Source organism: Streptomyces sp. NPDC042371, from assembly GCF_056437465.1.
On sequence record NZ_JBWKAP010000026.1, the window covers coordinates 27,168 to 48,790 of the forward strand.

22 protein-coding genes are annotated in these 21,623 nt (G+C 68.5%); 10 read left to right on the forward strand and 12 right to left on the reverse strand.

What is annotated here, in order from left to right; translation table 11 throughout:
- Position 1 precedes the first annotated feature (1 nt).
- From AC068B_RS40695 to AC068B_RS40715, 5 genes are read right to left on the reverse strand one after another with little or no spacing between them, the layout of a single operon-like run.
- Complete coding sequence (locus AC068B_RS40695) at positions 2-553, reverse strand: hypothetical protein (RefSeq protein ID WP_478676499.1); 552 nt, start codon at positions 551-553, stop codon at positions 2-4.
- Entirely contained in the window at positions 553-3,288 is a 2,736-nt protein-coding gene (locus AC068B_RS40700) for a hypothetical protein (RefSeq protein ID WP_478676500.1), read from the reverse strand. The genes AC068B_RS40695 and AC068B_RS40700 overlap by 1 nt, the downstream gene beginning before the upstream one ends.
- Positions 3,285-5,978 carry an ATP-binding protein gene (locus tag AC068B_RS40705; RefSeq protein ID WP_478676501.1) on the reverse strand — a complete coding sequence of 898 codons (2,694 nt, stop codon included), beginning with the start codon at positions 5,976-5,978 and terminating at the stop codon, positions 3,285-3,287. The genes AC068B_RS40700 and AC068B_RS40705 overlap by 4 nt, the downstream gene beginning before the upstream one ends.
- A gap of 48 nt (positions 5,979-6,026) precedes the next feature.
- A complete protein-coding gene (locus tag AC068B_RS40710) occupies positions 6,027-6,386 on the reverse strand; it encodes a hypothetical protein (RefSeq protein WP_478676502.1) in 360 nt (119 codons plus the stop codon).
- 4 nt (positions 6,387-6,390) lie between these two features.
- The gene (locus tag AC068B_RS40715; RefSeq protein ID WP_478676503.1) at positions 6,391-6,774 is read right to left on the reverse strand and encodes a hypothetical protein; all 384 of its coding nucleotides are present in this window, start codon (positions 6,772-6,774) and stop codon (positions 6,391-6,393) included.
- A 209-nt stretch (positions 6,775-6,983) separates the two neighbouring features.
- Here AC068B_RS40715 and AC068B_RS40720 point away from each other — a divergent pair, with 209 nt between their 5' ends.
- The 5 genes from AC068B_RS40720 to AC068B_RS40740 all read left to right on the forward strand — a co-directional run bounded on the left by AC068B_RS40720 (position 6,984) and on the right by AC068B_RS40740 (position 12,143).
- Complete coding sequence (locus AC068B_RS40720; RefSeq protein ID WP_478676504.1) at positions 6,984-7,766, forward strand: ParA family protein; 783 nt, start codon at positions 6,984-6,986, stop codon at positions 7,764-7,766.
- Between the two features lie 362 nt (positions 7,767-8,128).
- A complete protein-coding gene (locus AC068B_RS40725; protein WP_478676505.1) occupies positions 8,129-8,581 on the forward strand; it encodes a hypothetical protein in 453 nt (150 codons plus the stop codon).
- Positions 8,582-8,737: 156 nt separating this feature from the next.
- The gene (locus AC068B_RS40730; protein ID WP_478676506.1) at positions 8,738-10,744 is read left to right on the forward strand and encodes an FtsK/SpoIIIE domain-containing protein; all 2,007 of its coding nucleotides are present in this window, start codon (positions 8,738-8,740) and stop codon (positions 10,742-10,744) included.
- A 239-nt stretch (positions 10,745-10,983) separates the two neighbouring features.
- Positions 10,984-11,421: a hypothetical protein gene (locus tag AC068B_RS40735; RefSeq protein WP_478676507.1), complete on the forward strand. Its 438-nt coding sequence runs from the start codon at positions 10,984-10,986 to the stop codon at positions 11,419-11,421.
- Positions 11,418-12,143 carry a bifunctional DNA primase/polymerase gene (locus AC068B_RS40740; protein ID WP_478676508.1) on the forward strand — a complete coding sequence of 242 codons (726 nt, stop codon included), beginning with the start codon at positions 11,418-11,420 and terminating at the stop codon, positions 12,141-12,143. The genes AC068B_RS40735 and AC068B_RS40740 overlap by 4 nt, the downstream gene beginning before the upstream one ends.
- 105 nt (positions 12,144-12,248) lie before the next feature.
- Here the strand turns inward: AC068B_RS40740 and AC068B_RS40745 are convergent, their stop codons facing one another.
- On the reverse strand, positions 12,249-12,743 hold the full coding sequence (locus AC068B_RS40745) for a hypothetical protein (protein WP_478676509.1): 495 nt from the start codon (positions 12,741-12,743) through the stop codon (positions 12,249-12,251).
- A gap of 117 nt (positions 12,744-12,860) precedes the next feature.
- On the opposite strand from AC068B_RS40745, the gene AC068B_RS40750 reads away from it, so the two are divergent.
- From AC068B_RS40750 to AC068B_RS40765, 4 genes are all read left to right on the forward strand, one after another.
- The gene (locus tag AC068B_RS40750; RefSeq protein WP_478676510.1) at positions 12,861-13,232 is read left to right on the forward strand and encodes a hypothetical protein; all 372 of its coding nucleotides are present in this window, start codon (positions 12,861-12,863) and stop codon (positions 13,230-13,232) included.
- Positions 13,233-13,303: 71 nt separating this feature from the next.
- Complete coding sequence (locus AC068B_RS40755; protein ID WP_478676511.1) at positions 13,304-13,690, forward strand: hypothetical protein; 387 nt, start codon at positions 13,304-13,306, stop codon at positions 13,688-13,690.
- 147 nt (positions 13,691-13,837) lie between these two features.
- Entirely contained in the window at positions 13,838-14,305 is a 468-nt protein-coding gene (locus AC068B_RS40760) for a hypothetical protein (protein ID WP_478676512.1), read from the forward strand.
- Between the two features lie 185 nt (positions 14,306-14,490).
- Positions 14,491-15,345 carry a hypothetical protein gene (locus AC068B_RS40765; protein ID WP_478676513.1) on the forward strand — a complete coding sequence of 285 codons (855 nt, stop codon included), beginning with the start codon at positions 14,491-14,493 and terminating at the stop codon, positions 15,343-15,345.
- Between the two features lies 1 nt (position 15,346).
- On the opposite strand, the gene AC068B_RS40770 is transcribed toward AC068B_RS40765, so the two are convergent.
- From AC068B_RS40770 to AC068B_RS40795, 6 genes are all read right to left on the reverse strand, one after another.
- Positions 15,347-15,631, reverse strand: a complete 285-nt coding sequence (locus AC068B_RS40770) for a hypothetical protein (protein ID WP_478676514.1) — start codon at positions 15,629-15,631, stop codon at positions 15,347-15,349.
- 53 nt (positions 15,632-15,684) lie between these two features.
- Positions 15,685-16,113, reverse strand: a complete 429-nt coding sequence (locus AC068B_RS40775) for a hypothetical protein (protein ID WP_478676515.1) — start codon at positions 16,111-16,113, stop codon at positions 15,685-15,687.
- Positions 16,114-16,248: 135 nt separating this feature from the next.
- A complete protein-coding gene (locus AC068B_RS40780) occupies positions 16,249-16,668 on the reverse strand; it encodes a hypothetical protein (protein ID WP_478676516.1) in 420 nt (139 codons plus the stop codon).
- 50 nt (positions 16,669-16,718) lie between these two features.
- A complete protein-coding gene (locus AC068B_RS40785; RefSeq protein WP_478676517.1) occupies positions 16,719-17,339 on the reverse strand; it encodes a hypothetical protein in 621 nt (206 codons plus the stop codon).
- A complete protein-coding gene (locus AC068B_RS40790; protein ID WP_478676518.1) occupies positions 17,336-18,115 on the reverse strand; it encodes a hypothetical protein in 780 nt (259 codons plus the stop codon). Before AC068B_RS40790 ends, AC068B_RS40785 begins: the two co-directional genes overlap by 4 nt.
- A 316-nt stretch (positions 18,116-18,431) precedes the next feature.
- Positions 18,432-19,679, reverse strand: coding sequence for a DUF2637 domain-containing protein (locus AC068B_RS40795; RefSeq protein WP_478676519.1), 1,248 nt, complete (start codon positions 19,677-19,679; stop codon positions 18,432-18,434).
- Positions 19,680-20,303: 624 nt separating this feature from the next.
- Between AC068B_RS40795 and AC068B_RS40800 the strand changes: the two genes are divergently transcribed.
- Positions 20,304-21,458, forward strand: a complete 1,155-nt coding sequence (locus AC068B_RS40800) for a DNA polymerase III subunit beta family protein (RefSeq protein WP_478676520.1) — start codon at positions 20,304-20,306, stop codon at positions 21,456-21,458.
- Positions 21,459-21,623 lie beyond the last annotated feature (165 nt).

Sequence of the window (21,623 nt, forward strand, 5' to 3'; positions counted from 1 at the left end):
CTCACCGCTCCGTCTGTGCGCCGGGCTGCAGGTCATCGACCCGCCACTCGGCCGTCGGGTCAGCGACGAGGGTGACGGACACCGGTCCGGCGTCCGTGGGCACAGCGACCTGTGTCTGGCCGATGCCGCCGGTGTCGGTCAGACGCAGCGTGCCGGTCACCCGCCTGGCGGGCACGTTGCGCATGTCCACGCTGGTCAGCTTGCGTGCCATCCGGTCCGTGGCGAACTGGGCGGTGGCCACGTACCACTTCGTCGCGTCGTCGGGGTGGCTGGCCCACGCGGTCACGAAGTCCCGGGCGATGTCGATGGCCCGGCCGTAGTCCGGCGAGCCCGACACCGACGGAGTGGGGGAGGGGGCCGGGCCCGCCGAGGGGGCGCCGGTCCCCGAGGAGGCCGGTGCGGGGGCGGGGGCGGCCGCTTCCTGGCCGTCCCCGCTGGTGGAGTTGAGGAGGATCACGACCATCACGATCGCCACGATCACGGTGAGCGTGGCGAGCAGACGGCGCACGCTGTACAGCGGCCAGTGCAGCAACTGGCGAACCAGGTCACCCATCACTGCTCCTCGTCGTCGAGGCTCTGCTCGCGCTCGTCGCGCAGCTCGAAGCCGTTGGTCGGGTTGAAGATGACGAACACCTGGCCGCCGTCCTCACCGACGGAGGGCGGAACGACGGTGGGTCCTCCGTCGGGCTGCAGGTACGGCCGGTCGCCCTGCGGAGCGGTCGGTGCCAGCGGTCCCTCTGGGGCCGGGAGTGCCGCCGCGACCCCGCCGCCGTCGGCCGGTCGCGGACTGGGCCTGCTGCTGCGCGGCGCGGGCAACTCCGAGGCCGTGCCGGTCGGTGCGGTGCTGGCAGGGGCGGGGGGCAACTGCACCGGGACTGTCTGCACCGGGACTGTGGTCTGCACCGGGCTTGCGGTGCGGGGCGGCACGGGGATGCTGCCGCTGTCATCGCTCCACCGTGGGCGCCCGCCCGTGGGCGGCAGGTCGGGGCTGTCTTCACCGGCCGGGTCCATGGGCTCGTCCACATACCAGCTGTCGACGTCGAGCACGTCATCGTCGGCGTGCGGGCGCTGCACGGCGGGCTGGTAGGTGTCGGGGAACGGCTGGCGCCCGGGGTGCTGCGCGTCCTGCCCCTCGTCGGGCTCGTAGTCCGCGTGCAGCGGGACGGGGTCGAGCGCGGCCTGCGCGCCGCCAGTGCCGCCCCCCTGCGGGCCGCCTCCGCCTCCGCTTCCGGAGCCCTGTGGAGCCCACCAGTCGCCGCGGTTGCCCGCGTCGCCGTGCTCCAGGTCCGGTGCCCCGTCATCACGCTGCGCCGGTCCGGGCTCGCGGTCGTCCATGCCGGGCAGCTCGTCGGCGTCGTCGCCATCGATGTCCGCGCCGTTGCGGCCGCGGCCGCCCATGATGCCCTTCATGGCGCGCCGCACCACGTAGTACTGCGCGTACTTGCGGGCGAGTCGGCCAGGGGCGCCGACCGCGCTGCCCGCGTCGGCCACCCAGTTCTGATTCGGGCTGGCCATGGCACTCAGGCGGGTGAAGGGCTTGCAGATCTTCCAGAGCACGTACGTCACCAGGAGCAGCAGCACGCACTTGAACCAGCTCGGCAGGTCGACGCTCTCGTCGGACAGTTCGCGGACCATCAGGACGTCGATGGCTCCGCCGGTCGCGAAGATCGGAATGTTGATCACGGCGGCTGCCACGGCGCTCAGGCCGTTGCGGACGGTGCCGCGCATCCTGTGGTGCAGTCCGATGACGGCCAGGGCGGGGAACGTGATCACCACGAACTTGATCATGATCTTGCCGCCGGTGATGATCAGGTCCGCCATCATGCTGAACAGGTTGCTGGCGAAGGACTGGAAGTTGGCGATGAAGGAGGCGCCGACGCGCCCCTCCTTCTTCCCGGTGAGCGCCTCGTAGGCGCTCGGGTCCTCGTTTTTGATCTTCTCGGCGATCTCCTCGAACTTCGCCTTCTTCTGCTGGATGACCTTGGAGCGAGTGGTGGGGGGCAGCTGGTTCTCGCGCCAGGTCAGGGCCTGGCTGTCGAACAGCTGCATGCCGTACTTCTTGGCTGTCCTGCTGTCGTCGTCGCCCAGCTCGCCCCGCAGCCACTGCTGATAGAGCACGCTGTGCACCAGCATGTTGCCGTGCGTGGTGTTCTGTGCGGGCCCGGTGTCCTTGTCCTTGTCGGGGTAGGACGGGTTGCCGGGGGCGCCAGGAGTGTCGGGGTCCACAGCGGGCCTGTAGGTGACCGGGGTCAGCCCGTCGTCCCCGCCGTCGTTCTTGGGCTTGTCGTTGCCGTCACCGTTCAGGTCGACGTCGGCGAAGGCCTGGTCGATCGCGGACACCGTTGAGTTGATCGCGGTGTCCGCGAACTTGGACGCCTCCACCGGGTAGCTGGCGACGCCCGTGGCCAGCGCCATGACGATGAGCGCCCATACGATCCGGCTCATCACGTCGGGCACATTGCGCTTGCGGGCCTGAAGGACGATGACGATGCCGAGCGCCAGCAGGGACAGGCCGATCCACGGCGAGTACACCGCGTCACGGACGGCACGGGTGGCGCGCTCGACGACCGGGTCCATCGCGTTCAGGGCGCTGTCCGTCGTGGCGTACACCCGCAACTTCACCGTGATCGCGGTCCAGAACTTCGCCCACGTGAAGACCTTGTTCGCGATGGCGTTGTCGGAGGCTGCGTTCATGTCGCGCAGTGCCCCGCCGCATCCCAGGTCGTAGGTGCTCCAGCGCAGACCGGCATAGCCGTACTGCTCGTACAGGTAGGCGTCCGCGTTCGCGGCCGTCGGCTTGCGGGTCGGGGGCAGGTCGGCGGCTTTGGGCCCCTCCTCCACCCAGCCGAGCATGCCTTCGCCGGGCGCCTCGACGTCAGGGGCGGCCTTGCAGTCGCCGGTGATGGTGTCCAGCGGGCTGCTCTTGTCCTTCCGGCACTGGTCCTCGGCAGGTCCCTTGACGTACTTGCACGGGTCGTCCTCTTCGGCCGTGTCCCCGGAGGAGCCCGTGCTGTCCTCGTCCGTGCCTCCCTTCTCCGTCTCCTTGTCCTTGGCGTCGCCCTTGCCGTCGCCCTTCTTGTCCTCGCCCTCGATGCAGTACTTGTAGGCGGGCCCGCCCTTGAGGAGCTCGCAGTCCGCCCGGTCGGCCGGGGCCTGGGCGACGGGATTCGATGCCGGGGTGGCCTCGGCGATGCCGATCATGGGTACGAGCAGCATCATCAGCAGAGCGAGCACCGGGGCGATGCGACCGGCCAGACGCAGCCGGATGCGGGACAGTCGGGAGCTCATGCGCGCACCCCCGTGTCCAGACTGATGTTGGCCCAGGGGTTGCTGCTGCTCGTGGCGGCGCCGTGGGCGTCGCGGTGCGGGTTGGCGGTGGTGTCCAGGGCACGCAGCAGCTCGGGACGGTGGCGCAGCGGAACGGTGATCCGCTCGATGCCGCCCGCGCCGTCGGACATGACGAACTCGCGGTTGCCGCGGCGCTGTTGGGCGTCCTGGGCCTGCGCGGACAGGCTCGCGAGCATCTCCTCGTAGCCGTTGCCCGGCTCGACCTTCAGCAGCTTGAGGGCGGCACGCTGGGCGTCCTGGCCCACAGTGCGGCCAACGAAGCAGCTGTCGACCCAGTTCTCCACACCGGCCGCGATGACGTCCTGCGCGTCCTGGGTGGAGATCAGCGAGCGGACGTTGTGCTTCCTGGAATCCCGGCCGGTCTTGCGCAGCAGCTCACGCCCGGATGAGACGCGCTGGATCTCGTGCGCCTCGTCGAGCAGCAGGCCCTTCCTCTCGTGGAGGTCGCGGGCGTAGATCGAGCGCTGCGCGTACCAGCCAGCCAGGTAGAGCATCGGCATGGACAGCCGCTCTTCCTCGCTCCAGTCGACGCGCGGGGTGGAGCTGTCGGGCAGGGACAGGCCCCTGAGGTTGAGGACGACCAGGCGCCAGTGCCGGGTCTGATAGCTGTCGTCCCCGTCGGCCGCCGGGAAGATCAACTGCCCCTGGGGGAGCTCGCTGGCGGTCTGCAGCAGATCGGCGATGTCGGTTGCGTGCTCCTGGTGGCTGCCGCCCACCTTGCGCAGCGCGTCGATGATGCCGTGCGGAGAGGCGTGCACCGAGGTGTCGGCGGCCTGGGACGCCTTCGTCATCACCAGGTGCGTCTCCGGGGTCGCGGAGATCTCAGGGCGCAGCAGGGAGAGCAGGACGTCGAGCGCCAGGGTGCGCCGGTGCCCGGCCGCACGCTGCATCTCCCGGTGGTAGGCGTGCGCCGCAGCGCTGGCCGGGTCGGGGTGCTCGCGGTAGGCCTCGGCACTGTAGTGCGAGGGGTTGGGGTCGGGCACCAGGCGGAACGGGTTGAGGCTGCCGGGCTCGCTGGCCATCAGGTCGATCGCCTTCGAGTACGGCCGGAGCTCAGGCATCTGGCACATCCGCCCGACCGGGCCGGACGGGTCCAGCACCACGAACGGCACGCCCATCGTCACCGAGTGATAGATCGTGGCGCCGCTCAAGGCCGTCTTGCCGGACCCGAGGGTGCCGACGATCGGGGTGAGGCCGGAGGACTCGCGCAGCTCCTGGGCCCGCCAGGGGTGCCACATCACCGGACGGCGCGCGGTTCCGGAGGTGTAGCCCAAGTTGAAGCCCTCACGGTCACCGACGCTGGCACTGACCGCGGGCAGGCTCCCGCCCAGCGTGCGCACCGGCATGCGCCGCACGTAGGCCTGGCTGGAGAGAGGCTCGCCCGGGATGAACTCCCTGGCCATGGCGTACTGGCCCTTGGGGTGCTCGATCAGGACGTGCGGCGTGTACTTGTCCTTGACCTTCTTCACCCGGTCCCGGAGTACCTCCTCACGCTGGGCGGCAACAGCGATACGGACCCAGCACCGGGTGCGCGCGCTCAGGCCCGTCGGGCCTGAGCGGATGTCGTCCTCGATGAGCCGCCCGGCGGCTGCCTGGCGTTGCAGGGACAGCGGAGGGTCAACCTGGTGCTCGCGGTGGTGCTTGACCTGGTAGCGGACGGAATCGAGCTGTTTGACGATCTCGTTGCCCGCCTCGGTCGAGTCACGGACCTCGATGGTCGCGGACACCTCGTAGGGGAAGGGAAGTTGGTCCAGGCGCTGCAGCCACGGCCCGAAGTTGCTCTCGGGGATCTGCGGGAGCTCCATCCGGCCCATGGTCAGCACCGACACGAGACGTTCGACGCGCTGGCCGTTGCGGTTCCCGGACACCGTGATGTGGGGCGAGTAGGGCGAAGGAGACGTCCACTCGATGCCGTCGGTCCACTCGGCGAGGTCGGTGGTGGTCCAGGTCTCTGTCGGGGTCGGACGGCTGTGCAGGGGAGCGGGCAGTCCCAGACCGAGAGACCGTGTCATCAGCCAGTCCATGTCACTGGCCTCGGCGGGGGCGGCGTTCATGCCGGGCCCGGCCATGATGAGGGTGACGTCGCTGATGTCACGCTGCAGGGAGGCGAGCTGGTTGTCGACCGCGTTCCGCACGAGCTTCTGGACGGCCAGACCGAGGCTGCTGATCCGGCCGACCTCCACGCCGTAGTAGACGACCTTGTCGTCCAGGGGCAACCGGGCCACCTTCTGCTGCTCGTCGGCCAGGTACTGCGACCAATTGGGCAGAGGGTCGATGACCGACTGGTGCAGGGCGGCCGCCCAGCGGGCCACTGGGTAGGGCCGGTGGGTGATCCGCAGATGGATGCGGCGCCCCATGAGCTCGGCCAGGCGCTGCCCGTGACCGGCGATCAGGGCGTTGCAGTCCGCGTTCGTCCGGAAACTCCAGCGCATGGGGGAGGCGACGAACCAGGCCGTGACGGATCCGGACCGGGTCACGGTCAGATTGCCCACGATGTCGGTGAGCTGCAGCCCCGCCTTCTGGACGCGGTCGCGGGCGGCCGGAGTGCTGGACGTGCTGGTGAACAGGCCGCGCTTACGGCCTGCGGGGGCGGGATTGGTGGTCCCGTTCTTGGTCTTGGTGCGCTTCAAGATCGGTGTTCCCCTCAGGTGTTGGGCAGGTCAGGGGTGAGGCCGCGGTCAGAGGTAGCTGCGCCGCCGAAGGCTTCGGATGGACAGCCGGACGGTGGTGGCCTGGTGCTTCTTTGACCGTGGTGCGCGGACCTCGTGGGAAAGGGTGGTCAGCATGTTGCGGATGCCGTGGTCGTACGTGAGGTCCTCGCCGATCCGGCGGGTGATGGCGACCACGAGGAGCAGCCCGAAGGCGATGGGCCAAAAGGCCATCAGCCCGACGATGCTGAGGACGATGAGCAGGACCACGGTGAGGGCCGCGCCCACGGCGTAGGCCTGGTGGCGTGCCCGCCACCAGAAGGTGAACCCGGGAGGGCCCAGGAAGACGTTGTCGACCTGGTACACCTCGTCATCGCTGTGCATCTGCATGCGATCACCCGCCGCTGGTGACGAGGCCGAAGATGGCGGTGCCGACGCCCATGGCGTTCAGGGAGATGCCCACGACGCCGAGGCCGAGCAGCACGATGCCGGTCATCGTCAGGGACGAACTGATGTCCTTCTTGCGGCCGTTGGCGACCACGAGGATGCCGATGAAGAGCACGGCGAGCGGCAGGATGTTGTCTTTGAGCAGCTTGTTGAGTCCGCCGGTGTTCACGGTGACGGCGGCGGTCGGGTCGCCCAGGACGGCGGCCTGCGCCATGGCGGCCTGGGGACCGGCGAGGAGCAGCGCCGTGACGGCGGTGACGGTCAGCACGCGGCGGCGCAGGTGAGCGCGTGATCGCCGGGGCTTGTTTCCCTTCGGGGTGGTGACTGACATCGGGTGACACCCTTCGGCTCAGTGATGTCCCGTCAAGTTCCATGTGACTAACGGGATATGGCGTGCGGGTCCCACGATAGGCCGTCCGGCGCAGTCTGTGGAGTCCGTAAACGCATGTCGTCACCGGGTCTTAGCAGGTCAGGTGTTGAGCTCTATCGTGTCCCTTGTAACTCCAAGGGGGGAGTCACAGGGGAGAGAGCTGGTCATGCATGTGGATTGCCGTGGGCAAAGGGAAGGGCGGCGCGGGCTGCACCACCGCCGCGCTGGAGATCGCATACGCCGCCACGCGCCGCAGGCGCGGCGGACGGCGACGCCGGGTCGGGTTTCTCGATCTTGATCCGCAGGGCAACGGGTCGGCGGTCCTGGAGCCGGACAGCCGACGGGTGGGGATCAAGGACGCGCTGTCGCCCGACTCGCCGCTGGGGCTGCGCGATGTCCTTGTGCCGACAGCCTGGGAGGGAATTTGTGTCGCCTCTGCTGACCGATTCCTCGCAAACCGAGAGGCAGACATCACTCCTGAGGGCATGGCGGTTCTCAGGAATGCCAGGATCTCCGGCGAAATAGATGACCTGGTGGATGACATCGTCATCGATCTGCCACGCGATATCGGGAAGCTCTCGGCCACTGGTCTCCTCGGCGCGGAATGGCTCTTCATCACCGCACGCGCCACCATGTGGGGTGCGCAAGGGGCCGAAGAAATGCGTTACACGGCGCAGAGAATTGCCCGAAAAGGAAATCCGGATCTCACAATCGCGGGCTTTATCGTCGCATCCTACGAAAAAAACAGGGACGCCGAAAGAGTGCTCGCAGAAATGGGACACGCTTTCGGTGACAAGCTGCTGATTCCTCCGGTGCCGCGCAAGGTCGGAGTATCCGAGGCGATCGAGAGCTATCACGCTCCGTGCCGCGAGTACGGAACAGACCTCCAGGACGTCGCCGACTCCTACCAGAGCTATTACGACGGTCTGCTGAAAAAGACGGAGGGTATTTGATGGGGGCTGAGGAAAACGAAACGACAGCGAGGCACAGCAAAATGCGGAAAGCGCCTGCGGTAATCCAGCCACGACGTGAACCCGACCCGGTCGACGTCATCGTCGCGGGCGTCGCGACAAGGACGCCCGACGGCGACAGCGACATGTCCGATGACGCGTCAGGGCGACAGGCGACAGCGGAACCGGCGACACCCTCCCACGACAGCGACACGCGACAGCGACGACCCGGACGACATGACGACATGACGCGCGACAGCGACATGGCGACACAGCGACAAGCGACAGAGGGGGGTGTCGCGACAGGCGACAGAGGCGACAGCGACACCGGACCCGCCGCCGCGACAGCGACAGGGCAGGGCGACATGACACCCGCGGCGACAGCGACAGCACCGGCGCGGCGACAGCGCACCACGACACCGTCCGCAGAGGCGGAGGGAGAAGAGGCCGGCATCGAGGTCGAGGCGATGAAGTCCGCCTCGTTCAGCCTGCCCCCCTCGCTCATCACGCGGCTGCGCGCGGCCCAGCACCACACCCAGCTCAAGCCGGACGGCTATCACAACCTCTCCGAGCTCGTCCGTGCCTCGATCGAGGCGACCGTGGGCTACCTCGAGCGGACCTACAACCGCGGCCAGCCGTTCCCGGCCGTCGACAAGCTGCGCACCGGGCCCAGCCCGACAGGTGCCCAGAGGGGCGCCCAGGTGCGGGCCCTCAAGCGCCGCCAGGGGGCCGGAGGCACTCCTTCAGAGCCCCCGAGGAAGCCCGCGCGAGCCAGGCGGCCCAAGGCAGGGGGGAAGGGGGAGGAGGGCAGCGTGTGACGAAAAAATCCCGCCTCGAAAGGGCGGGAAGTGGATGGAAGCTGAGTCCTTAGAGTCTCGCTTCGCTGCGATTCAGAGCCTCAGCTTAGCATCCGCTGTCAAGCCCGAAGAGAAGGGGCGCGCCGTCGCCCCAGGTCACCGACAGGAGGAACCCGCATGGCCGCGCCCAGCACCACCGCCGACCCGGACCGATCACCCGTGATCGGTCCGGTCATGTACGGCGTGGGACTCGCCATGATCAGCGTTGCCGCCACCCAGCTTCTGCACCAACCCCAGTACCGGCTCCCCGGACTGATCACCAGCGCGCTGGTGGCCGTACTCGGCTCGCTCATCGCCGTGCGCAGAGCCCGCCGCACCCGCCCGATCCGCGACCTGCACGCCGCTCTCGTGCCCGCGTTCGGCCCGGAGTTCCGGCCGGACCAGATCAAGGGGTCCAGGCGCCAGCGCGGACTGGCCACCCGGATCGTCATCCGCTACCCGGCCACATTCAAGGAGCGCGACGACAAGGCCCGCCAAGAGGTGCGCGACATCATCGCCAAGCGGCTCGGCGGGAAGGTTGTCGCGACATGGCACCCGACACAGCGGCGCCTTGTCGCTGTCGTCGAGCAGACCCCTGACGCGACACAGATCATCGACAGCGACACTGCGGTCACCGCGGCCGCCGCCGACGACACCCCCGAGCGCACCCGCCTGCGCGGCCGCACATCCGATGTCGTCTGCTCGATCATGGGCGCGTCAGCCCGCGTCACCGATGTCGCGTTCGACGGCGACACCCCCACCATGATCGAAGTCCGCTACCCGACGACGTCGCGCGACCTGTCGCTGAATTTCCGACAGCGCGTCCTCATGCAGCTCGATTCCAAACTGCCCGGAGAATGGCGCGACATCTGGGACTTCGAAAACGACTGTGTGCGTTTCACGCTGCGCCCCGAATTTCCCAGCAATGTGCCCTACCCTCTGCTCCACAAGCCTGGAAAGCATGAACTTCCCTATGCGGTCCTGGAAAACAATCAGATCGAATCGTGGAAGCTGGGCAGCAAGAAACCGCACTGTCTCGTCATCGGTCCCACCGGCGGCGGCAAAACAGTATTCATCCGAAATCTCGTCGTCGGCGCGCGAGTCCTTGGTGTTCCGGTTGTCATCTGCGACCCGAAGATGACCGAGTATCTCGATTTCGTCGGGACCCCGGGCGTCCGAGTGATCACAGAAGTCGACGAGATCGCCATGGCGATCACGCGGTCACACGGCGAGATGATGAGCCGCTATTGGAAGATCAAGAACCGGACGGCACGGAAGGGCGAATTCGGAAAAATTCTGTTCGTCCTGGATGAGTTCTATGTATTCAAGGAGCTGATTCAGGCGTCCTGGCAGGCCATGCGAGCTGCGGACAAGGAACTCAAGGGGCGAGAGCACCCCTGTCTCTCCAAATGGAAGCAAATGGTCGTTCTGGCTCGTACCGCTGAGATCCACATCGTGCTGGGAATCCAGCGCCCCGACGCAGAATTCCTGACGGGCCTCGCCCGCGACTCCCTGCGGATGCGGATCAGCCTGGACCGCACCACCAAGGAAGCCGCGGCGATGCTGTGGGACGACAGCCGCATCGGCCGCGACCTCCCCAGCATCGCGGGCCGCGCCACAGCCACCACGGACCACGGCCCGGGCGAAGTACAGGTCTTTCGGCTCCTGACACCCTCCGATGAGGAGGACTACACCGACCAAGACCGTCAGGTGTGGGAGCAGCTCGTTGCACGCATGCAGGCGGACGCCGACCAGACCGACCCGTTCGACTTCCTCGGGAACATCGGAGAGCTGACTGGCGGGCAGCCACCGCACGGCCCCGTGTCCGGAGGCACGGCGCTCGCCATCGCCCCGGCCGACGTCGTCGATGACGTCGACCAAGACGCGGACCTCGACGACGTCGACCAGGACGACGAGCTCGGCGCAGGGGAGCCTGAAGTCGAGCCCGTCGGGGTGTACGAGCTCAACGTGGGCGACCACGTGCTCCCCGACGGGGGAGACCAACTCGTCGAGGTTCTCGATATCCACTTCGGGGAGACCGACGACGGGGAGGAATTCATCGAGGTCACCATCGAGTCTGACAGCGGCACCGACGTCCTCGAGCTGGGCGTCGATGACAGCGTGCAGCGAAGCGTGGAGGGATGACGCGCCTCGTGGATCGCGGACGCTGAACGGGGCCAGTCCGCTAGGGTTGGGTCTGCGGTCGTTTGACCGTGGGCCCGGCTCGTGGCCCGGTTTCGTCTGGCCCAGACCGGACGAGCGACACCGAAGGTCCTCGGGGCTGAGCCGCCCTCTCCACGCTTCGCCTTCGCTGGTCTCGCTCTTGAGCGGCCGGTGAGTCTGGGATCACCGCGAGCCGCGGGAAAGAGCTTGAGATGCCGAAGATGGCAGCGAAAAAGAAGAAGCTTGCTGAGCTCAAGACCGAGCTGGGCATCAAGCATGCCTGTGCCATCGCGTTGTTGGACCATCCCGACGCCGACGAGCGGGAGACGCTGGAGCGGTACCTCGCTGAGTACGTGGACATCAACACGTACAAGGAGGCCGTTGATTACCTCCGTCAGGAGCAGGCCGACCCGCGCAACCAGGTCCTGTGCGGCCGGTGCGGCTGGCTGATGGGCATGGTCTGCCCGGAGTGCGAGAAGGGCTGTGGGTGCGAGTACGAGTGCACTGGCTGGCGGCATGCGGAGATGCGGGCCGCGACCGGCGACTACGACGAGGACGACGACCCGTACGGCTGCCCGGAGTGCGGGGCGGGGGGTCGCGGCGACCCGTACGGCGAGTGCTGCTGCTACGAGGACGACGACGAGGTCGAGGCCGCGTGAACGTCCGCGACGTCCAGGCCGTCATCAGCGCGAGCGGGTACGCGCGGCACGGCAGGCCGTTCGGTGGCAGCGCCTTCCGAGCCTGCACCTGCCCCAAGGTCGGCTGCGGAGGGGTCGCCGAGGGAGGCGAGCGCGACGACTGCCCCGAGCACCGCCGTAACCCGGCGCAGCTCTGGCACTGGTCCGCTGAGTGCCCGCAGGTCCTCGCCGCCGCGCGTACGGCGGTCTCGCGGGGCCTGGCGGTCTTCCCACTCCCGATCGGCGGCCGGGTCCCCGAGCGCGGGTGGCAGCGCCAGGCCACCCTGCTCCCCGAGCGGCTGCCTGACCTGCTGGCCGGGCGGGGAGTCGGCGTCGGGTGCCGGGCCTCCCACGTCGTCGCCCTGGATCTCGATGTCCACGGCGACGACGACGGCCCTGGTGTCCTCGCCTCCCTGGCCGACGGGCTCGGGGAGGCGGTGCCCGAGACGTTCACCGTGGCCACCCCGAGCGGGGGTCAGCATCTGTACTTCCGGGCGCCTGCGGGCTGCACCATCGGCAGCGTCTCGGGCGGGCGCACGGAGCTCGGTCCCGGGATCGATGTGCGCGGTCCTGGTCGCCGCAGCGGCGGCTACCTGGTCGGGCCCGGCTCCGTCATCGGCGGTCTGCCGTACGTGGTCGTCCGCGACGTGCCAGTGGCACCGTTGCCCGGGTGGATCGGCCAGCGCCTGCGGGCGCACCGGTAGGAGCCGCTCGTGCCCCACGAGCTCGCCGTTGCGGGCTGTCTGTACGCAGGGCAGCCGCGAGCTGGCCTGCCTCATCGATCCGGGCTGAACATACGCCGCGGCTCCTCAACTGCCGTAGGAGTTACGGCACATGGCGGCCAGCGCGGGGTCGACTCCGGCGCGGGCCGCCGCTGCGCACACGTCGCTCATGTCGTAGCGGGGGGTGGAGGCGGGGCGGCGTGCGGGGGCTGGCTGGTGATGCGGGGTGGGAGTTCGCCGTCGTGGCGGTGGTGCGGCGGCGGGCGGTGCGGCGGGGTGGGCTGCGGGGCGCGGCCGGGCTGGTGCGGGCTGGGGTGCTTCCGTCCGGTGTGTGGCGGGTGGCGGTGCCGGATGTAGTGGTGTGGCGGGTTTGGTCGTGCGGTGGCTGGTGGGGCGCCGGATGGTGACAAGGGCCTCGCGCGCGGCGGGCTGCGCGGGGCGTGTTGCCGGTGGGGTCGGGCTCGGCGTGGTGGCGGCCGCGGACCGGGTGGGCGGGGGCGCGGTGGGGTGGTGGGGGACGGCCACGCATCCGCACATGGTCAGGGCGGCGAGTCCCAGGGTCAGGGTGAGCAGGCGGTGCATGGCCCCCACGGTGTCCTAGATGGGCCGGTGTGGGTGGTGGGCGCACGGTGGGTCCACTAGTCCGGGTGATCGGCGCGGGGGGCCGTGACTGTTGGCTGGCGGGGGAGTTGGCCGATCATGCGAATTGTGATCAAGGCCGCCGCCGCTGCGGCCATTGTTGTCTTCCTCGCCGCTCCCGCGTCGGCCTTGCCGCCGATGAGCGCGAGCGATAGCGCCGAGGGCGTGACGATCGACGTGCGGGGCAAGGGCCTGCACGTCGACAGGGTGACGGTGTCCAGCGAGAGGATCCGCCGGGGCGAGCGGTTCCAGGTCTACGCGCACACGGGCAGCGTGGTCACGATGTCGAGCACCAGGTGGAAGAAGCCGAAGGCGTACGGCGGCCGCGCCGCAGCGACGTGGCGGCTAGACCGGCGATTCCAGGACGGGACGTGGTTGTGCGCGGCCGCGATCAAGGCGAACGGGAACCCGTGCATCAAGGTGCACCGTTGAGGCGGGTCCCGCGTGGGAGTGATCGTGACGGTGTGGCCGTGTCGGGCGCCCCGGCACTGAGTTGGTGCGGTATGCGAAAGATCATCACTAGGGCGGCTGTTGCCGCCGCGTTCGCCGCCGGTGTCCTGTCCGCTCCAGCCGCCGTTGCTGCTCCGGTGGCCGTGCCCGTCACCGCGTCGCACGCCACCGTTGATGTGTCGTCCGTCGCGGCGCGGAAGTGCCACACGTACAAGATCACAGGGAAGCGGGTGGCGGTGAGGAGGCCGTCCGGCGGGGCCTCCTCGGCGTCGGTCAGTGATCCGGTGGACCATGTCCTGCACCGTGGCGACAAGGTGACCTCGTGCGCGACGACGTTCAATCGGGGCGGGGACACCTATACCAAATGCGGCCGCAGCGGCTCGGATTGGAGGCTCGTGCGCGGGGGCCAGGTTCCGGTGACGTGCACGCAGCGCGTCTAAAGAGGAGTTCTCAGGCGTCGTGCATGGCGGCATGGTCCATGCACGGGCCGCCCTCCTTTAGTTGGGGTTGAGCGGTATAGCCCGTGCTGTGCTGCGCGGTGTCCTACGGTGACAAGATGGTCTGTCCGTGCGCACTGGGGGGTCATCATGGGACGTGAGAAGCCGGGTAAGCCGCGTCAGCCGCGTGCTCAGGAGGAGCACGCGCATCGCGGGTGGAGCTTGGAAGCTGTGCCGCAGCCTGCCGGTTGGCAGGCTGACAGTGCGTTGTTCGAGGCCGTGACCGGTGCGGTCTTCGAGGGCTGCGTCTCGTGTCAGGACGTAACGCTGACGCTGTTGGTCGAAGACGCAGTGACCACGGCGCGTGTGGTGGAACTCGCCTGCGGCGTGATCATCAACGTTGAAGGTCATCTTCCGCCTTCCCACACCGACCCCGACCTGCCTAACCAAGCCAGCAGTCCGGAGTTCCGCCGCCTGGCCCGCGCAGCCCAGGGCAGGACCACAGACGGCATGTACCGCGAGTGCGAGCGGATGCCGCCCACCGAACGACGCGCGGCCGTGAACACTGCCCTCGACATCATCAACGGCTACGCCGCCCTGGGATTCGGCCAGCCGTGACGCGCGGCCCCCTGACGGGTTTCGGTGGATCGTTTCCAGGCAGTGAGCACTCCGTTTGAAGCGCTGAGTCACAGCGTCCCAGGCTTCCGCACGGCAGCGCCGCGCGACGTCACCCGCAAGAGGGAACGGCGGGAACGCTCCGGGACGGGCCGAAGAGGCCCCTCGGGGCGGGTACTTGTACCTGTGTGGCGATCGTGTGGGATCAGGTGGTGGAGCGGGCGCGGGTGGTGGCGGCCGAGTACGGCACTCCGGTCACGCTGCGACAGCTCTTCTACACGCTGGCGGCGCGGGAGGGAGTGATCCCCAACCGCCCGTGGGCGTACCGGAAGCTGTCCTCGAAGCTCGCGGCCGCCCGGCGGGCGGGGCTGGGCCCCGACCTCGTCGACAGCACGCGCAGGGTGCATGTGCCGCCCGCGTGGGCGGAGGCCGGCGAGCTGCTCGCCGCGCTGCCCGCATCGTTCCGCCTGGACCGCACGCGAGGCCAGGCGGTGGCGCTGTATGTGTGCTGCGAGAAGGACACGCTGCGCGCCCAAATCGCCGATTGGGTCGATGAGTTGGGGGTGCCGGTGCTCGTCGTGCGGGGGTTTGCGAGTGAGCCGTACGCGCAGCTTGTCCGTGAGCGGACGGCGGCTGACCGGCGTCCGGCGGTGCTGCTGTATGTGGGGGACTGGGACTGCTCGGGCGAGGACGTCGAGCGGGACTGGGTGGCGCGTACGGGGTGTTGGGCGCGGGTGGAGCGGGTGCTGCTGACCCGCGCTCAGGTCGAGGAGTACGGGCTGCCACCCACGGTGGGGAAGGCGTCGGATCCGCGGTGGGCGGCCTGGGCGCGCCGTCACGGGTACGACTCGCGGGCCCCGGTGCAGTGGGAGGTCGAGGCGCTGGACGCGGACGAGCTGCAGCGCCTGGTCCTGGCCGCCGTCGAGGCGTATGTCGACCGCCAGGCGCTCGCCGAGGTGTTGGTCGAGGAGGCGCGGCAGCGTGCCGCGCTGGCGCGGTTCGTGGCCACCTGGCCGGTCGGGGAGGACGGCCCGGGGCGGTGATCTAGGGGAGGGGTTCGACCGTGGCGCCGTCGAGCATCTGCGTCGCCTCGGAGGCGTGGACGGCGCAGGCGGTGATGGCGTCGCTGTGGCGGTCGGTGATGGTGTGGGTGGCGAGCTCGGCGCATGGCTGGTCGAGCCGGTCGTAGGACCAGCGGCGGCCGCAGTCGGGGAAGTGGCACCAGGACTCGGTGCGGCTGCTTGTGAGGGTGGGTCCGTGGTCGGGGCAGATGCCCCACGGGATCATGCACAGCGGGGCGGTGTCCGGAGCGCTGCCGCGACTGGCCATCGGTCCTCCTCGTTCGTCCGGCTGCGTTCGGGCAAGCGTAGGCGCCCGCCTCGTCACGGGGTGGCGAGGGGTGTGCTCTGGCCGGTGTTCCGGTGGCGGCGGCGGTGGCGGGAGTCCTCCGGGCATCCCACGGCGCGGCAGACGAGTTCCTGCTGAATCGGGGAGAGTTGGCCCTCGTAGAGGGGTTCCAGAGGGGGTGCGAGCGCGAGCTCCGGCTCGGCGGTGTCGCCGCCGGTGAACCCGGAGTCCCGGAGGGACACCCGGGCGCGGAGGTCCTTTTCCCGCTGTGGGATCAGGCGGAGGACGATCTCGGTGAGGGCGAGGGTGTCGCGGTGCCACCAGATGGCGTGGGCGGCGGCGTCGTGGCGGGCGGCGTCCACGGACGCGTGGGTGAGTCGGCCCTGTACGGGGCAGGCGCGGCACACCCAGATGATCGCGACGTCGAGCTCCAGCTCGGCGTGCAGTTCGGCGAGAAGGTCCATGGCCGGTCAACGGACTGCGGTGGTGGTGGACACGGCGGCACCGGGGCGGAGCTGATCCGGCGTGTTGTGCGTAGAGTCGGCGAAGGGCGGCCGCAGCCAGCTGCAATGGCTGCGACCGCCCTTTTGCGCGGGTGCTCAGGCGCGGGTGGGTGCGATGAAGTGCCGGGCGGCGACCATGAGGCCGAAGGCCAGGGCAAGGCCCGCGAGGTGGGCTCCGCCGATGATGATCGTGCTGGTGGCGCCGGTGACGTCGTGGGCGATGATCCGCCCGGTGGCGTAGCAGGCACCCCAGATCGCGAGCATGGCCACGGTCAGGATGGCGAGGCGGGCCCAGAGCGGGAGCCAGGCCGGGCCGCGGGGAGGCCCGAGGCGGGTGCCGAGGTGCGCGAGGTGGGCGGTGAGGGCCTGGTCACGGGTTCCTGCGGGGTGCGCGGGCATCCGGTGGCAGGAGCATTGGGCCCGGTAGCGGGCCGTCCCGGAGGACGTGGAAGCGTCCTCGTCGATGACGATCGTCAGTAGATGCCGCCCGTCGTCGATGGCGAATCGGTCGAACACGGTATGTCGCTTTCCGGAGCGGGTGGTGGTGAACGGCCTTGCTGTGGCGGTCAGTTCGGGGTGCTCTGCGATTCGATCGATGATGCGGTGACGACGGTGCCGTCGTCGAGGAGTACGGACCCGTGCGCGACGTAGTCGTGCTTGCGCTCGTGGCGGTACTGGAGGGGGCCGGTGGTGTCGAGGAGCGCGGCGAGGGCCTCGTCGAGGTCGCCGTCGGAGGCGAGGACCACGTGGACGCAGGGAGTGCCGTTCTCGTCGTAGACGTGGACGCTCTGCGCGTGCTGGGTCCAGTCGTGCCGGACCCAGGGGATCAGGGCGCGGACGCGGCGGGCCAGTTCGGCGGCCGTCTGGGTGCACGGTTTGTCGATGTGCGGGGTGTCGGCGTACAGGTGGATGGCGTGGACGGCGATGCCGCACCAGGTGCCGGTCACGGTGGCGCGGCCCATGAACTCGCTGCGGGTGTGGTCGACGGGGGCGCTCAGCGCCGCGCCGATGCGGTCCAGGGCACCGACCTCGTCGGTGTAGGGGAGTCCGGTCTTCACGTGCAGGCGGACCCCCTCGGCCTGGGTGGGGTGGAACCCGGCACGTAACCCGGCGGTGTCCTCCAGGCGGTCGAGGAGGCTGGCGGCGGCGTCGAGGAGGGCGGGGAGCTGGTGGCGATGCTTCGTCATCGGGTGCCTGCCTGGGTGAGGCCGAGGGTTTCGGCGGCGAGCGTACGGCGGTGCTCGTGGGTCTGGTCGAGCTGGGCGCGCAGGTCGTCCGCGACGTCGGTGACGTCGATGTCGAGGGGTTCGAGGGGCGGGTGGCCCGCGCCGAGGATCCGGTCGGTGTACGCGTGGACTGCGTGGCCGGGGAACGGGAGGTCCGCGCTGGCCGTGGTGGCGTGCTGGGTCCAGGTGGTGATGGCGGTGCGGGCGTTGTCGACGGCGAGGACGTAGGCGTGGTGGGCGGCGTGCCAGTTCGCGGCGCTGCTCAGCGCCTCCCAGCGGATGTCGACGAGGTGCAGGGCGCGGTCGCGCTCCTGGCGGGCGCGCTGCTCGGCGGCGAGCAGCGGGCGCAGCGTGTTGTAGACGCGCAGCGCCTCGTGGAGGCGGACCAGGCCGCCCTCGAAGTCGCCGATGCCGTCGCCGGTGGGGTGCTCGTCGAGGTAGCGGTGGGTGGCGTTGAGGATGACGCGGCCGTCGGCGTCGCCGTCCAGGCCGGTGAGGCCGTCGATGGTCAGGGGTGCGGTCATGGCGAGCTGCTCCTTGGGCCGGTCGTGGCGGGGGTCGATGCCCCGGGATTTGAGGTCGTCGTAGATGGTCTGGCGGCTGCCGACGCGGGCGGCCTCGGTGATCTCGATAACGGTGGCGCCAGCGGCGAAGGCGGCTGTGGCGAGGTCGGCGCGGCGGCCGGGGACGGACCACTCGCGCAGAGCGGCGAGCGCGGTTTCTCGTGCGGTACTCACCCCACTATGCTGCGTCCAGTTATTAGACATGTCTAGTGACTGGACATTAATTGTCCGGAAGGGGCCTCCCGCGTCTCGCGTGTTCGATTATGTGGGGGTGGAGGTGAGGGCTGTGACCGAGCGAGGGACTGGGGCGTCGAGCGTGATGCATGTGCGCTGTCCGGCGGGTCTGCCGGAGCCGCGTTTCCGGCAGGTGCTGGAGCTGCTGCGGGACATCTCGCCGACCGTGCAGGGGATCCCGCTGGGCACTGCCAGACAGCGGTAGGCCCGGCGCAGGTGCTGCGCCGGGCCTACCGCTGTCTGGCAGTGGGGTGGCCTACTGGTGAGCGTCGGAAGAGGTGCTTTGACGGGGGAGGATGCCCTCGTTCTGCATGCGGGGAAAGTACCGCTGTACGGTGCGGGCTCCGACAGGCACGCGCTGGTCCTTGGCGATCGCAGGCCCCGTTACTTCCACGCCCAAGGACATGTACTCGCGTACGACGGCGACAGCGGCCTGGTAGTTGGCTTCGCGACGGTCGTCGAATTCGGTCTGCTCCCGTTGCTCCCGCTCGTCACGGGTCTCGACCGGAGGCTCTTCCGTGGCCTTTGCTTCGCGCTCTTCCCGGGCCTTTGCCGAGATCCACCCGTCCATGTCGTGGATGGGCACGTCGTGGCTGGCGACGTACGGGACGTCACCGTCGGGAACGGAGACGTTGTGTGCTCCGACGGGAAGTGCCGTGGGCTCGTTAGGGATCTCCAGTTGACGCTGTACAGGGAGGGGAGCGATGGAAGTGGGGTTCGCGGTCTCGGTGTCGCGCTCGACAGCCAGCGCGAGAAGGTCGTCAGATTTCGGGTCATCGCCGAGCTCGTACATGGCGTACACCTGCCGCGCGGTCAGCGCACCAAGGCGCAGCTCAGCTTTGAGCTCCAAGGGGGCCTTGGCGCGCCATCCCCGCCCGTAGCAACGGCGCAGTGCGGTGATGGCCCGCACGCGCTGTTGCTTCTTCTTGAGGGCCGCGTCGTACGAGGTGACCTTCCACAGGCGCATGTACCGCCAGAGGTGGGCGGTGGCGGCCGGGGCGAGCACCCAGTTGATGGCAGGAATCGGATCGTGGCGGGTGCCGGTGGCTTCGCCGATCTGGACGCGATAGACGTGCGCGAGGATCTCGGTAAAGGCGATCCACAGAGAGGGCAGCGCGGCGTGTGCGATCTGGGCGTCGAGTTCCGTGGTGCTCGTGACGTTGAGATAGATCGTCACGGCCGTGAGGGCCCAGGAGATCCACCTGGCCCAGGCCAGTGACATGTTGAGGCGTACCAGAAAGAGGTAGGCCACGCTGAAAACGGGGATCGCGATGTCGATGGCGATCGGCACGAGCTGGGGGTGCTCAAAGCCCTTTCGCGCCATGTGCTTGGTGACGTTGTCGAAGGACGAGTAGAGGCCGATGCCGCCGACTGCCATAGCGCCGAGGATGACGGCGACGAGGAACAGCCACTCAGTCCGTGCGAGCGTCGGCATGCTCCAGCTGGGGCGGGGGTCTTCCTCAGGCGGACCCCCGACGATGGTCGGCTGTTCGCTGGCCTGCATCCCTACCTCCTCCGTGACGGATGGTCATGGTGTGGCCCGCCAATGGCCGTTCATGCTAACGCCCATATTCCAAGAGTCGCATGAGACATAGCGAAGCAACAGGAAAACAGTATAGGGTTTCGGTCACGATGTCAAGCCAATATCGGCCGATATCTACCAAATAGCGGCTTTCAGAGTGCGGTCACGTGCGGGTGGTGACCTTCTCCCTGGGGCGCGGCCCGTCGGACGCCAGCGGGTGAGCCGCTCCGCGGCTCACTGTGCGGCCGGACGCTCCGCGCCCGAGCGAGCGCTCCGCGCTCTCCGCACGGCGCCCCCGGCATTCAAGTCGGGCGCTCCGCACCCGACTTGAAGCGCTCCGCGCTGCCGGGGTCGCAGCCCGTAAGTGCTCCGCACTAAACGGGCCGGGCGCCCGACGGGCCGCGCCCCAGGGAGCGCGGATTTTTGTTGTCCAATTTCGGAGTGCCGCCCCACAATCAGTGATTCAACCCCTATACTGTTCTTAAGTCGGTAGGCCAGTGGCAGGCCGCCGACGAACCAAGAACCCAAATTCCAGGCAGGGAAAAAATGCACGCATCCACGGAACCGGCTAAATTCACTACCTCACACAAGAGCCTGACCCGAGCATTGAAGCTCATTGAGTTCGGAGTTCCCGCACGCCCGAACCGTCCGGCACTCGGAGGGGTACTCATCTCAACCGGCGAAAGTGGCGTCACTCTCCAGGCAACCAATATTGAGACCGTCGTTTCGGTCTCAATTCCGGAAGCGGAGACGGTAGGCCAAGGAACGAGCCTGCTCGACTACGCGGAACTCAAGAAGATCCTTGCCGCGACCGTAGCTGGGGAGAAGCCGACAGCAGCAGCTCGGATGCCCGTCACCGTCGAGGGCGGCCTACTGGCCAGTCCCGACATGGCCGCGCCTGTCACGGCCTACGAACAGAGGGAGTACCCCAGCCTTTCCACCGCAGCGCCGACTCTCGCCGTCGTCGAGGGACAGGAGTTCCTGGCCCAGCTCGCGCGCGTGACCCCCGCGGCCGGTGCCGACTACACCCTCCCTGGACTCATGGCCGTCCAGATGACGCTCGATGGCACCACGCTGCGCCTAGCAGCCACCGACCGATACCGCTTCGCAGTGGCGGAGCTCGACGCGAAGACGGACGGGCAGGCAGCGAAGGAGCCGGTATCGGGCATGTTCCCGTCGGACACCCTCAGGCCTCTCATCAAGCGGATGCGTGACTACGAGGGCCCCGTTGCCATCGGGGTAGAGCAGGAGCACCAGTACGTGACCCTGACGTTCGGAGACGTACAGGTCACCGGCTCACCCCTCCCGGACTGCCTGCCGAAGTACAGCAAGCTGTTCCCGGAGACCTGCCACGCTGCACTCAGCCTTGATCGAGAGGCTATGGTGCGCGCGGTCAAGAAGGCGCGCGCCGTCCTCCAGGCGAAGGGGCTCAAGAACGTTCCCTGCACCGTCGCGTACGGGCCTACCGGTGTCACCGTGATTCCGGACCTGGAGCAGGCAGAGCGTAGCCGTGCCAGGGGCGTGAGCGTGGCGGGAACCGTGGTCTACGGCTCGGTGGAGGATCTGAACCTCCAGAGCATCGCGTTTAATCCAGATTTCTTGCTTGACGCTCTGGAATCTGTGACTGGAGAGACTGTCACGCTCCACCTTCAGCAGACAGAAATCCAGAAGCCGCTCAAGCCTGGATTGTTCACCAGTGGACCGAGCCCTTCCGGGGATAGGTACAGGCATCTCCTGATGGCAGTCCGCCGAAACGGGTAGCCTAATTCCAAAGAGAGGCGAAAGGAAAGGAAATCTCTATTCCTTTCCTTTCGCCTCCTAATTCGCGAAGCGAATTAGGCAGTGTGGTAAAATGCAGTTGAATTCCGCTTTAGCGGAATTCCGTGGTTTGCATTCTGCGCAACGCGCAGAATTTAGCGCTAGCGG

Excerpts from the sequence above, each read along its gene's own strand:
- AC068B_RS40795 (WP_478676519.1), bottom strand. The coding sequence starts at position 19,679 with ATGCAGGCCAGCGAACAGCCGACCATCGTCGGGGGTCCGCCTGAGGAA.
- AC068B_RS40745 (WP_478676509.1), bottom strand. The coding sequence starts at position 12,743 with ATGCACCGCCTGCTCACCCTGACCCTGGGACTCGCCGCCCTGACCATG.
- AC068B_RS40760 (WP_478676512.1), top strand. The coding sequence starts at position 13,838 with ATGGGACGTGAGAAGCCGGGTAAGCCGCGTCAGCCGCGTGCTCAGGAG.
- AC068B_RS40785 (WP_478676517.1), bottom strand. The coding sequence starts at position 17,339 with ATGACGAAGCATCGCCACCAGCTCCCCGCCCTCCTCGACGCCGCCGCC.
- AC068B_RS40695 (WP_478676499.1), bottom strand. The coding sequence starts at position 553 with ATGGGTGACCTGGTTCGCCAGTTGCTGCACTGGCCGCTGTACAGCGTG.
- AC068B_RS40725 (WP_478676505.1), top strand. The coding sequence starts at position 8,129 with ATGACACCCGCGGCGACAGCGACAGCACCGGCGCGGCGACAGCGCACC.
- AC068B_RS40700 (WP_478676500.1), bottom strand. The coding sequence starts at position 3,288 with ATGAGCTCCCGACTGTCCCGCATCCGGCTGCGTCTGGCCGGTCGCATC.
- AC068B_RS40750 (WP_478676510.1), top strand. The coding sequence starts at position 12,861 with ATGCGAATTGTGATCAAGGCCGCCGCCGCTGCGGCCATTGTTGTCTTC.
- AC068B_RS40710 (WP_478676502.1), bottom strand. The coding sequence starts at position 6,386 with ATGCAGATGCACAGCGATGACGAGGTGTACCAGGTCGACAACGTCTTC.
- AC068B_RS40730 (WP_478676506.1), top strand. The coding sequence starts at position 8,738 with ATGGCCGCGCCCAGCACCACCGCCGACCCGGACCGATCACCCGTGATC.
- AC068B_RS40775 (WP_478676515.1), bottom strand. The coding sequence starts at position 16,113 with ATGGACCTTCTCGCCGAACTGCACGCCGAGCTGGAGCTCGACGTCGCG.
- AC068B_RS40720 (WP_478676504.1), top strand. The coding sequence starts at position 6,984 with ATGTGGATTGCCGTGGGCAAAGGGAAGGGCGGCGCGGGCTGCACCACC.
- AC068B_RS40715 (WP_478676503.1), bottom strand. The coding sequence starts at position 6,774 with ATGTCAGTCACCACCCCGAAGGGAAACAAGCCCCGGCGATCACGCGCT.
- AC068B_RS40755 (WP_478676511.1), top strand. The coding sequence starts at position 13,304 with ATGCGAAAGATCATCACTAGGGCGGCTGTTGCCGCCGCGTTCGCCGCC.
- AC068B_RS40735 (WP_478676507.1), top strand. The coding sequence starts at position 10,984 with ATGGCAGCGAAAAAGAAGAAGCTTGCTGAGCTCAAGACCGAGCTGGGC.
- AC068B_RS40770 (WP_478676514.1), bottom strand. The coding sequence starts at position 15,631 with ATGGCCAGTCGCGGCAGCGCTCCGGACACCGCCCCGCTGTGCATGATC.